Origin of the sequence: Microscilla marina ATCC 23134 (assembly GCF_000169175.1) — a bacterium.
Taxonomy (GTDB): domain Bacteria; phylum Bacteroidota; class Bacteroidia; order Cytophagales; family Microscillaceae; genus Microscilla; species Microscilla marina.
On the sequence record NZ_AAWS01000095.1, the window covers coordinates 1 to 12,632 of the forward strand.

Here is a 12,632-nt window from a genome sequence, read left to right on the forward strand (position 1 = left end):
TTACTTTGTTGCCCCGACAGTTGGCTCAGCAACACCGCCGCTTTGTTGGCCCTTATGTTTTGTTGCAAGGCGTCCCATACCGCCTTTTCTGATGCCTGCATTGCCATAAAACGCTCTACAAATACCGTGACCTTGCCCCCACAGCTCAAACCTACCGCCCAGGCGTCTTCGTTTTCTACCCCAAACTTCATCAGCTTGGGCGTACCACTTTTGATCACTTCCAGGGCCCCTTTGACTACGGCACCTTCTATACAACCTCCGCTCACCGAGCCTACCACTTCCATCTGGTCAGACACCGCCATAGTTGCCCCCGCCATACGTGGTGCCGAGCGCCAGGTTTCTACTACAGTAGCCAGGGCAAAACTTTTGCGAGCCTCGACCCAGCCCTCAATTTCGGTAAATATATCCAGCATAATTGTAATGATTGCTTGTTGTAGCGGGTAATATAACGACTATCTTCTGACAACTCAACCCCATACAACATTATTTGACCTACGCTAATTTTTGCGGGGCAGGGTACAACCGTTTTAATCCTTGTTTTAGTGGATGGAGTGCTTAAAGTAGTCAATTACGAATGAGTGAATTACGAACCGACTGGAAGGAGCTCTGCGAAGCTAATTACGAATTTGAGAATTACGAATGGGCGCGAAGCGATGCTTGAAGCTACGGTCTACCGACTACCGACTAAATTACGAATTTGAGAATTACGAATTACGAATGGGCGCGAAGCGAGGCTAAAACCCCTGGTGTATTCTGCTATTTCTATGCACTCGCCATCGTTGTTTCAATGGAAGTAGCCCTCCTTGTTTTATTACCGCCCTCGCCTCGGTTGTGTGTCTTCACCAATTGATAAATCCCGCCATTCGGGGGTGATCGAAACCCCAAAATAAATAGTTTTTTGGGGTTTTGGGTGGTTTGATTTAGCTTCGCTGAGCACCGATATTCATCGGCATCTAAGGACTCGTAAACTCGGTTGTGAGGACACAAATCAGGGCGAAAAATAGTAAGATTTAATGTATTTAGCGCTTAAAGTTGGTTTGTTGTAGCGCATACAAAAGAACCCAAAAGCGTTTCAATCCTTGTTTTATTACCGCCCTCGCCTCGGTTGTGTGTCTTCACCAATTGATAAACCCCGCCATTCGGGGGTGATCGAAACCCCAAAATAAATAGTTTTTTGGGGTTTTGGGTGGTTTGATTTAGCTTCGCTGAGCACCGATATTCATCGGCATCTAAGGACTCGTAAACTCGGTTGTGAGGACACAAATCAGGGCGAAAAATAGTAAGATTTAATGTATTTAGCGCTTAAAGTTGGTTTGTTGTAGCGCATACAAAAGAACCCAAAAGCGTTTCAATCCTTGTTTTATTACCGCCCTCGCCTCGGTTGCGTGTCTTCACCATAGCCGTCAGGCTAGCCTCTTTTTTCCGCCGTCGCTTGTGTCTTCACAAGAGACCAGACTGTCTTTGGACGCTTTTTTTAGAGACTCAATCAGCGAGTGGAGACACTCGCTGAGGTGGTGGCGGTAGGGTGAATTTTCTACACTTGTTTGCTTAACCTGACGGCTATGGTGTCTTCACCAACCGATCGAAACCCATTACTACGTTTCAATCCTTGTTTTAATGGAAGTAGCTCTTAAAGCGCTGGGGTTTTGTATTTGTTCAGTTTGAACCTCATCAGTTTCAATCCTTGTTTTAATGGAAGTAGCTCTTAAAGGCTTTCGATTGCGCAGCTTGCAAATGTTACAAAATGTTTCAATCCTTGTTTTAATGGAAGTAGCTCTTAAAGATTAAGATTCTAAACCCGAACATGCCAACAAAGAAAAGTTTCAATCCTTGTTTTAATGGAAGTAGCTCTTAAAGAGTGCTTGCGTCTCGTGCTCGCTTACAAGCAAAAACAGTTTCAATCCTTGTTTTAATGGAAGTAGCTCTTAAAGTTTGGGATAAAGTCCAAAATCTCCCATATCTCAACTTTGTTTCAATCCTTGTTTTAATGGAAGTAGCTCTTAAAGCATCAATTTGAGTCGAAACACACTCAAGAGCGTGCCGTTTCAATCCTTGTTTTAATGGAAGTAGCTCTTAAAGAGAGCCTACACTCTTGTTTACGTCTGATACTTTTAAGTTTCAATCCTTGTTTTAATGGAAGTAGCTCTTAAAGTCGATTCATCTATTGCGCAAGAGCAGGGTCCAATATTGTTTCAATCCTTGTTTTAATGGAAGTAGCTCTTAAAGATCACGTTAGCTATGCAAAATGATACAGTATTCGAGTAGTTTCAACCCTTGTTTTAATGGAAGTAGCTCTTAAAGCGTATATACAATCGCGGTTGCATATACCTTTAATATGTTTCAATCCTTGTTTTAATGGAAGTAGCTCTTAAAGCGTATATACAATCGCGGTTGCATATACCTTTAATATGTTTCAATCCTTGTTTTAATGGAAGTAGCTCTTAAAGCAGAAACGAAAAATTAACTTCAAGACAAAAAGTGGCGTTTCAATCCTTGTTTTAATGGAAGTAGCTCTTAAAGCTTTAAAACTGCTTTCTACGGCTTCAAGTAAACTTGGTTTCAATCCTTGTTTTAATGGAAGTAGCTCTTAAAGAAGTTGAAATACTCGTATTTCAAGGATTTCTTGAGCTCAGTTTCAATCCTTGTTTTAATGGAAGTAGCTCTTAAAGAAAACAGGGTTTTTTTGTAGATGCAATCATGTACTAGTTTCAATCCTTGTTTTAATGGAAGTAGCTCTTAAAGGTAATGTCCGCGATCGCTGCAAGGTTAATCTTGCTTGTTTCAATCCTTGTTTTAATGGAAGTAGCTCTTAAAGATAATATGCGTAGAAAGGTGATAATATGGCTGGAACTGTTTCAATCCTTGTTTTAATGGAAGTAGCTCTTAAAGACCTTCAACTCACATCGTCACACGCCCTATATATGTTTCAATCCTTGTTTTAATGGAAGTAGCTCTTAAAGAAATTGTCGATGCCGAACTACCGTCCCGCATTTGTTGTTTCAATCCTTGTTTTAATGGAAGTAGCTCTTAAAGTTTTTGCGCGTTTATATACCCTTTACACATCTAATTTGTTTCAATCCTTGTTTTAATGGAAGTAGCTCTTAAAGTTGTTGCGAACCCGCTATGTTCGGCGTACCAGCTGTGTTTCAATCCTTGTTTTAATGGAAGTAGCTCTTAAAGAAGCGTTGGAGTACGACCCAACGAATCCGAAGCGGGTTTCAATCCTTGTTTTAATGGAAGTAGCTCTTAAAGTCAGTCAGCTAGACGTAGCAGGGGAAGTGGCTAAGTTTCAATCCTTGTTTTAATGGAAGTAGCTCTTAAAGGAGCTTTTTGATTAGCTTTACCATTCCTTTGCTGCGTTTCAATCCTTGTTTTAATGGAAGTAGCTCTTAAAGTATTTAGAAAAACTAAAATTAAGTGATGGGTAAAGAGTTTCAATCCTTGTTTTAATGGAAGTAGCTCTTAAAGATATTAATTATTCAGGGTTTGTTTTTGAACCAAACGGTTTCAATCCTTGTTTTAATGGAAGTAGCTCTTAAAGACGGCATAAGTCCCACGTAATAAGAAAATAGTCGGTTTCAATCCTTGTTTTAATGGAAGTAGCTCTTAAAGCACGAAAGACATGACCTAAGTACTGGCTACAAGACGTTTCAATCCTTGTTTTAATGGAAGTAGCTCTTAAAGATAGCCAATGTCTTGCTTTTTGCTTCATTGTGTTGTTTCAATCCTTGTTTTAATGGAAGTAGCTCTTAAAGAGGGGTGGTTTCATATATAACCTGAAAAATGGCAACAGTTTCAATCCTTGTTTTAATGGAAGTAGCTCTTAAAGCGGCGGAAAACAGGAAAGCTAAAGGTGGAATTTAGGCGTTTCAATCCTTGTTTTAATGGAAGTAGCTCTTAAAGTCGTCTTTCTTTGTTATCAACTAGTTACCAGTGAGTTAGAGTAAAATTACTCAAGGGTAAAATCAAAAAAATCAACACGTCAAAGTGCTTTTTAAGCCTGTTTTAGTAAGTTTTCCGAATAGGTAACTCGCTTATAGTCAGCTTGTTAAAGGTGTGTTTGGGGCAACCCGAAATAAATTACCCTCCGGCAAAGACTTTTCTGTGCTGGAGCACTCATATAGACGCCCACAATTTGCATATCTTTTTTTACATTTGGTAGCCTTTCCAGAAATATTTTATCAAATCATTGACTCAACGTTCACCCCCACCCAACACCCGCAGGGCGTTGCGCCACATCACCGCCTCAATCACCTTTGGGCTAAAGCCCCGCCGTTGCATTTCGCGGGCAATTTTTTTAACCTGAATGAGTTTTTTTAAACCCTTTGGCGGGCGAATCAAACCCTCCAGGTCACTGCCAATGGCTACGTGCAGGTAGCCTGCAGTTTGGATCAAATAAGCCAGGTGATCAACCAACTGTTTTATGGAAGCCTGGGCGGGTTTTGGGGCAATCAGAGGACTATGAAAGCATACCCCCACCAAGCCTTTACTGGCAGCAATGGCGCGTATTTGGGCAGGGGAGAGGTTGCGGGCTACCGGGCACACCGCGTGTGCGTTGGCGTGGCTGGCAATGAGCGGAGTGCGTCCTTGGTTTTGGGCTACTACCTGGGCAAACGCCTGCCGACGCAAATGTGATACATCTAACCAGATGTTACGGGCAATCAGCCGCTCTACCAACTGCCTGCCTTTGGGCGACAACACCGTGTGGTCGTTGATAAGGGTGGGCACTTGATTTTGGTAGTGTGGGTCGTGAGGGGCTACCAAAAAATGATTGTGAAACCAGTGTCCAATGCCCACCATACGCACCCCGACATTGTAGAGCGAGTCTACCCAGTGCAACTCTCCTTTGAGCAAGTGAGTGCCCTCCAGTGCCAACATCCAGCGCATTTTGTGGGGGCGTGTATTGGGTTGGTCAACAAATTGCCATTGTGGGCAATGCTGGCGAATGTGTGCCTTGAATTGTTTGAGAAAAGTAAGTACTTGAGCAATGGTGACTGTGTCGGGGTGTGCCATACTAAAACGTGGAATACCCATCGAAAACACCATCAAACGAGTATTGAGTTGGCGCATTGCCCGCAAGTGTACAGGGTAGCGGCGCCTGGCAAGCCCTTGCACATCGGCTTGGGCAAACAAGCGATAAAGCGCACTGTTATGAATATCGGCAAAGCCTTGGGGTGGTTGTGCCTGTACATGGCTATAAAAGAGTAAAAGTACCCAGTAAAATCTGGTAGGCATGGGCTGATGTTGTGTTAATGATTACTCCCTAAAACAATTTATAATTGTTGACCTAAAAAAAGCCGACAAAACGCTCAGGCTTCGCCGACTTGCTATTAAGGGTAATCAACAGTTGTACTTTCAGGCTTTGTCAGGCGTGCGATTGCCGAGCCAGCGACTACTTGCCACGAATTAAATATTTTTGGTACACTGCCTCCAAAAACTGCGCATCGGGAATGTAAAACCCGGTAGACTCAAGCTGTACTTTGTCGGTGGGTTTCAGGTGGGCAGGCAATTGAAAGGTAAGCGTGATTGCCTGCCCTTTTTTAAGCTTTTGGTATTGTCCATCGTTGTGGGCAAGTTTGGCAAGCATTGCCTGTTCTTGTGGCAAATATGTTTGGTGATTGAGCCTGACCTGAATTTGGTCGAGATGGGTAATTTCGTCTTTTTCTTCTTGAATTTTTATTTTTAATACCCCATTTTTTATTGCCTGAGGATCAATTTCATACACCGTAGTGGTTTTGTTTTTGGCTCCTACCACATCTTTCAAAATCTCGGTTTTTTTCATAAAACACTGGCCATCGTACACATACAACCAAGGGCAACTCAGGCAGTTCCAATCTCTAAAATCCCCGGCATTGTAATACGCCTTCAGGCTAAACTTTTTACCGACGGTTACTTTTTCAAGTACTACTCCATCGCCTTTGTCGGTGCTGGTGCTGGCTTTGGGGTTATACACCACTATAGTATACACTCCTGGGGCAATGTTTTTGAAGGTGCAAGGAGTATCTTTGTACTCTTTGCTTTTTTTCTTGGTTTGCCACGCCGACCACCACCCGTAACGTCCGGCGTCTTTTACTTCCTGGGCGCTTATAAGTGCCACCTTGCACTTGGTATAAGCGTTTATTTTAATGGTTTGTGCCGAGAGTTGCCCTAAAGAAAGGCAGCAAACTACCAACAAGCTTAAAAACAATTGTTTTTTGATCATGACAAGTTTTTTTGTTCGGTTTTCAAGTATACTCATAATTGACGCTTCGCAATGATCATTTTTGTTTAATTCAGAAGAATTACAGCGTTGATTTATGAGTGCGTCAGCTAGATTCAGCCTTAGTTTGTTGCCGTTAAGAATCTGTGAAACGAAGCCGTAAAACAGATCACTGTTTGAGCTGTTTCGGCGTAGTGCAACAGATTTAGGCAAAACAAACTACAGCTGTGGGGTTTTTGGTTACTTTTTTACCTATAGAAAAAAGTAACGGCTCATAGATACCCGAATCATTGTATTTTGTTAGCTTGCTTGAAGACTAGTGCATTAGGGACTAAGTTACTCACATATTATTTGGCGTCCCCGAATCAAGTTCGGCTCACAGCTCCGAGCTTGTTCTCGGAGGACTGTGAGCTTTTGCCCCCTGACTTCCTCGTAAAAAAGTTAGATAGCTACGGTTCCGATATGCTTTGGAATTCAGAAAACGAACTATCCGCCATTTTCACGACTCGTCAGAAAACAAAACCGAGCTTTTCGCGAGCTCAACGAAGTTAATTCATCCAAATTAATAGGCAACTTATTTAATCCTTAATGCACTAGTATAACATTTTATTAAGCAAATTTTCAACCTGCGAAAGGTAAGCTCATAATACATATACTCAGGCTACCAAACAACTTTGGGCAATACTTTTATACAATAGTCCATAGTATTTAGTCGATAGTCCATAGCCGATTCGAGTAAATGTTCACCTTGTTAAATACTGTAAACCAGTATTTTATATTAAGATTGCGTACTCACTTTATTTTCAAAAGTGTTTCGGTTTTACGCCTAAACAACCAATTAAATAGTTTTTAAATTCATAAATAACTGATAACCAGCAACCAACTTTGACTAAAATCACTGCAGAGTATTGTTTATAACCACCCAAATAAAAAAAGCACCCTGATACAGTTCAGGATGCTTCAAACCTTTATTCCCAATTAATATTTTTTTGTGGATGTTTTTCTGGGTTAAGAATACCAAGTCTGATTGAAAACCCGTACAAACTCACTTGTAGTGATCTTAAGGCTTTTGGCAAGACCAACACAATGCACATTCTTCGCTATCGTTACCCGCTTTCTTGGTCTTAAGACCAAGAGGAGGGGACAAGCTTGGTGATGGCTTTTAGATGTAGACATACAAAGAATTTAGTGTACGGGTAATGGCAACGATTTGGTATTACACCACCCTACACTTGGTTGGGTTTAGCGTACTACCAAGCGTTTGGTAATGGTTTCGTTGTTGCGCTCGATTTTTATCAGATAAATACCCGGAGCTAGCGAAAGTGCGTGGGCAGACACTTGGTTGGTGCCTGGCTTTAGGGCAAGTACGCCCTTGGGTTGTCCCAATAAAGTATGTATAGTAGCCCTGGCACCCGTAGTACCCAGTTGTATTGTAAACTGATTTTGGGCAAGGTTTGAGCCTACTACCACCTCTTGCAAACTTCTCTCGTCTTGTGTGCCCAACACAGGTACTATAGCCTCACGATTCACCCTTTGGACCATTGCCGGAGCCCTGCCACACGAACCCTCATACACTTTTACATTGCTAAAAGTAGAGTTGTTGCCACTGCCGCTGTCGTGGTCGTTGATAAACAACAAAGTAGACATATTGCCAGTATAAAAATTACCCACCGGAATGGTATAAGTGACCGTGCCCGATCCTCCGTAATTGTCGTAGTTGCGTACCCCATAGCTTTGCGTACCATACACCTTAAAATAACGCGAAGAGCTCAAAGAGTTGTTATCCTCAAAGCCCACAGCGTGAATTTCTCCTTCAGAGCTACTGCTAAACTGGAACTCTATCACCGTATTGCTGGTAACCGTGTAGTTAAAAGGAATGGTTTTCCAGGTGTTGTTCTGAAGCACCAGGTTTCTACCCCCATTGTTGATGGTGTAGTTTCCGCTTACGTCCTGGTTAGAGAAAGACGAAATCTGGTAGTCATTAAAGTTGATTGGCTCACAGTCTCCCCCCGGAGGGTTGCCGTCAAGTCCTAGAGCGTCCCAAAAACCTGCCACTGTAGCCCTTACTCCAAAGTTGCTACCCGTTCCACTGGTAGTACATCCGCCATAGCCGTGTACCCCCACGGCTTTGCCAGTGGCGGCATCTATAATGGGGCTCCCTGAGTTGCCCCCCCTGGTTTCGGTCTGGTACCTTACCAAAGTGCTGCTGGCAGATACCAAAGGCCCCGTGTGCGTTTGTTGCGTTTGATTGTCGCTGCCATTGTCTACACCAAAACCAGTAATGGTAATGCTGCTGCCGGGCGCGCTTTGTACCACATCAAAAGACTTGCCCTGGGCTTGTATGGCTGTTAACCCGGTTTGAGTGTTGGCGCCCGCCGTAAACACCGCCCAATCGGTTACAGGCTGCCCAGACACATACCCCGAAACTACACTGCCAATGGGGTATTGATCTTTGGGTGCCGGGTGTACAATGCCTCCGTTGGACGACGACTTGGGCACATTAAACTCTAGTATCTGAGCACGACTGTTAGCACAATGTCCCGCAGTGACAAACTTACCGTTGGTAATGATCCAGCCAGTACAGCCAATAGGCACAATTCTACCAATTGCGGCATCGTTGGCATCTACCCGGTCGTCTACCGGGCCACATTGAGACTTTGTGCTGGGTTTGGGGTCGCCAATGCCCAGCTCTACCACATCTACACTGGCCGATTTGTCATTGGCGGCTGTATTGAGGGTAACCGTTACACTGTTGCCATTAAAATATGCACTGGACGACTTCCAGGTTTTGATAGTGGCAGCATTCAACGTTTGTGAGGCACCATCCAGGTCAGAGGTGATAGTCACTGAGCTGGCATTGCCTAATTTTATATTGTCAAAAAATAACCTAAGCCAGGTAGCGCCCGGCTCAGAAATGGTATACGAATTTCCTTTTTTTTGTGTCCCGTTGTTTTGTATGCTTAGCTTATAACTCTTATAGTGGCGGGGCAACTCATCTTGAGCCACTGCGCGCCAGGGTAAAAAGCAAATAACAGCTACAAAAAGGGCGGTAAAACAGGTTGAAATCAGCCCTTTGCAATGATTGAAATAAGTGTAATTCATTGGAGTTAAATTTTGATAGTTGTGTAATAGTATTAATTGGGTTAAGGGTTTTGCTTTGATTTAAAGACATTCATTTATACTAGTTGTATATATCAACTAAATGTTTCAATACAATGAATCGACCATTCAATAAATGGCGCAATACGATATTAAGGAACATGTTCAAAATAAGTGTCGAGATTGAGGGCGTATACTCGAGGCTGGCTGAGGCACTTTTTGCAGGCGTAGCCATAGCTACGGCGAAAACCGATGGCTGCAGCCCTGCTGCGCCGAGCTCTGCCAAAGGCTAAAAGTAACGAAAGTCAGTAAAGAGGATATGTTCTAAACCGGACAGTTATTGTTGAGGGCTATGCCCGAAATCCCGTTTACGGGGCGATCACGTTCCTAAATAATAATGAGTGATGTTGTTCAAGTCTCCATAGATGCCTGAGTGTGGAGGAGTGCCGATGTAGAAATGTGTACTTTCGTAAATCAGTATAATAACTAATTACTACCATAGTAAATAAAAATAATATAAATCATATTTGCAAGAAATCAGAAGAATATTTTTAATTGAAAAGGCGAAGAAGTGAGCGGATAAAAAAAACTGGCTAAAGCCCTTAGTTCATTCCTAAAAAAAACATGCAAGTTTCCTTTCGATTATATAATTTTGCTGCCGTTTTGAAAAACATGGATTGATGACTGTAGTTTAAAAAAGTCAGCCATATAATTGTAACCACCAAAAATTATGGACATCAAGATAGAAGGAGTAACCAAAAGTTATGGTAACCAAAAGGCGGTAAACGACATATCGTTTGAGGTGAAGACTGGAGAAATTCTGGGTTTTTTGGGACCCAACGGTGCGGGTAAAACTACTACTATGAAAATGATCACCAACTACATAGCCATTAGCCAGGGTGACATTACCATAGGGGGCAAGTCGGTGAAAAAACACGCTGATGACCTAAAAAAACACATCGGTTATTTGCCCGAACACAACCCCTTGTACCTGGATATGCCAGTGATGGACTATCTTATTTTTTGTGCCCAACTGCAGGGAGTCGCTAAAAAAGACCTAAACAAACGCCTGATAGACATGATTGTGCTGTGTGGTTTAGACCTCGAAAAGCATAAAAAAATCGGGGAATTGTCTAAAGGTTACCGTCAACGCGTAGGGCTTGCCCAGGCAATGATCCACGACCCACAAATACTTATTTTAGACGAACCCACTACCGGGCTCGACCCCAACCAAATTGTAGAAATACGTAAACTCATTCGTGAACTGGGCAGGGCTAAAACGGTGATTCTCAGCACGCATATTCTGCCAGAAGTAGAGGCTACCTGCGACCGGATTTTGATTATTAACCGAGGCAATATTGTAGCAGATGGTACTGCCCATTCGTTGCGCAACAAAGCCCAGGGGCAAGAGGTGCTCAAGGTAAAGATTGAAGAGGCGCAAGCGCCTGAAGTATTGACCAACCTTAAGCAACTTGAGTCGGTGTTTTCGGTCACCACTCTTGACGAGGCAACTAACTATTTTCAGTTAGAAAGCCAACCCGAAAAATCTTCCAAAAGAAACATTTTTCAATTGTGTGTAGACAAACATTGGGTACTTACTGAAATGACTCCAGTAGAAACCCGTCTGGAAGATATTTTCCGTAATCTGACAATGAATTAGTTTTACAGGTAGTTTCAACTAGAAAAATTTATATAAAGTCCTAAGCAGGGGGCTTGCGACTTGTCGCCTGAAGCTTGCCTCTATTGGGACTACATAACTAAAAAAATATTATGAAAACAGTTTGGGTAATTGCAAAACGCGAGCTCAACTCATTTTTTGACTCGCTCATTGCTTATATTATGTTGATCTTATTTTTGGGTTTCAATGGTTTTTTTACCTGGCTCGAAAGTGGCAATGATGTGTTTTTCTCTGGGCAGGCAAGCCTGAGAGGATTTTTCAGTATAGCGTTTTGGACATTGTTTTTCTTTATTCCGGCGCTCACTATGCGGCTGCTTGCCGAAGAAAAAAAGACGGGCACTATAGAGCTACTCCTCACCAAAGCCGTGACTGACCGTCAGGTTGTATGGGGGAAGTTTCTCGCCGTATTTATACTCATTGCTATAGCACTATTGCTCACCTTGCCCTATGTGTTTACTATAGATGGCGTTGCCCTGTTGGGGTACGACGGCCTGGGCAATTTAGACCTGAGTGCTACGCTGAGCGGCTACCTGGGTTTGTTGCTCATGAGCGCCATGTATATAGGCATTGGCATATTTGCCAGTAGCCTCAACAACAACCAGATTGTAGCTTTTCTGATGGCATTGCTTATTGGTATATTCTTTCAGTTTATATTTGGTGCAATGGCAGGCAATGCTACTGGTTGGTTGGGCGAGTTGTTTGAAACTTTGAGCACCTCGGCGCACTTTGAGAGCATTGCCCGTGGGGTAATAGATACCCGTGACATCCTGTTTTTTGTATCGATAGGTTGGCTTGGTTTATTCCTCGCCGAAGTATCATTGACTAAACGTAAGGTGATTGATTGATAGGTTGCAAGCATCGAGCTACAAGCGGCAAGAGATTGGTAATCAACAACTTTTACCCATAAATAAGTGCCATCCAGCTTGTGGCTTGTGACTATAGGCTTGCCACTCATTAAAAAAATAAACAAATGAAAAGAAAACAATTATTAACTGCCACCCTGCTTACTGCAGGTATATTGTTGCTGCTCAACCTGTTGGCACGTGAATATTCGTTGCGATTAGACTTTACCGCCGACCAAAGGTATACTTTGAGCAAAGTAACCAAAGATATATTGAAAGACTTGAACAACCCCGTGACTGTTACGGTGTATTTTTCGGACAATCTGCCCCCCCAGCTCTCAAAAGTAAGAAGAGACTTTGAGGACATGTTGCGTGAATATGCCCGTAGGTCGGGAGGTAACCTGGTGTATGAGTTTATCAGCCCAGGCGATGATCCCGCCATTGAACAAAAAGCCATGCAGAGCGGCATCAGCCCGATTGAAATAAGCGTGCGCGAAAAAGACCAGCTCAAGAAACAAAAAGCATACATGGGCGCAGTCATTCATAAGGGGGAACAAAAAGAAGTGATTCCGGTCATTGCCGGGACAACCTATAGAATACGCTTTGTCGTCGAACATTAAAAAACTATCGACTGCCAAAAAGCCTAAAATTTGCATTTTTTGCAAGGGGCACGGCGAGCCCCCTTTTGATGCAGCTTAGCCCAGCTCAACCAAATGCTGAGTTGTGTTGTATCAGCCTAAAGCCTTGTTTTTGAGCGATACTGCCAACATTTGCCCAAAACATCAAACTATAGCCATTATAGCTCCCCGCGACA

7 protein-coding genes and 1 CRISPR repeat array are annotated in these 12,632 nt (G+C 42.9%); of the genes, 3 read left to right on the forward strand and 4 right to left on the reverse strand.

Annotated elements, in window-relative coordinates; genetic code table 11:
• The 4 genes from M23134_RS36480 to M23134_RS36495 form a co-directional block, all read right to left on the reverse strand.
• A partial coding sequence (locus M23134_RS36480) for an XdhC family protein (RefSeq protein ID WP_075164117.1) occupies positions 1-413 on the reverse strand: 413 nt, incomplete at its 3' end.
• A gap of 1,186 nt (positions 414-1,599) precedes the next feature.
• Positions 1,600-3,903: a CRISPR direct-repeat array (repeat unit 37 nt; unit sequence GTTTCAATCCTTGTTTTAATGGAAGTAGCTCTTAAAG).
• A gap of 291 nt (positions 3,904-4,194) precedes the next feature.
• Entirely contained in the window at positions 4,195-5,235 is a 1,041-nt protein-coding gene (locus tag M23134_RS36485) for a dipeptidase (RefSeq protein ID WP_002705889.1), read from the reverse strand.
• Between the two features lie 157 nt (positions 5,236-5,392).
• Positions 5,393-6,238: a hypothetical protein gene (locus M23134_RS36490; RefSeq protein ID WP_002705890.1), complete on the reverse strand. Its 846-nt coding sequence runs from the start codon at positions 6,236-6,238 to the stop codon at positions 5,393-5,395.
• Between the two features lie 1,203 nt (positions 6,239-7,441).
• Positions 7,442-9,301, reverse strand: a complete 1,860-nt coding sequence (locus M23134_RS36495) for a trypsin-like peptidase domain-containing protein (RefSeq protein WP_002705892.1) — start codon at positions 9,299-9,301, stop codon at positions 7,442-7,444.
• Between the two features lie 727 nt (positions 9,302-10,028).
• Here M23134_RS36495 and M23134_RS36500 point away from each other — a divergent pair.
• The 3 genes from M23134_RS36500 to M23134_RS36510 all read left to right on the forward strand — a co-directional run bounded on the left by M23134_RS36500 (position 10,029) and on the right by M23134_RS36510 (position 12,438).
• Complete coding sequence (locus M23134_RS36500; protein WP_002705893.1) at positions 10,029-10,958, forward strand: ATP-binding cassette domain-containing protein; 930 nt, start codon at positions 10,029-10,031, stop codon at positions 10,956-10,958.
• Positions 10,959-11,068: 110 nt separating this feature from the next.
• Entirely contained in the window at positions 11,069-11,821 is a 753-nt protein-coding gene (locus M23134_RS36505; protein WP_002705894.1) for an ABC transporter permease, read from the forward strand.
• Between the two features lie 125 nt (positions 11,822-11,946).
• Entirely contained in the window at positions 11,947-12,438 is a 492-nt protein-coding gene (locus M23134_RS36510) for a GldG family protein (protein WP_002705895.1), read from the forward strand.
• Positions 12,439-12,632: the final 194 nt, after the last annotated feature.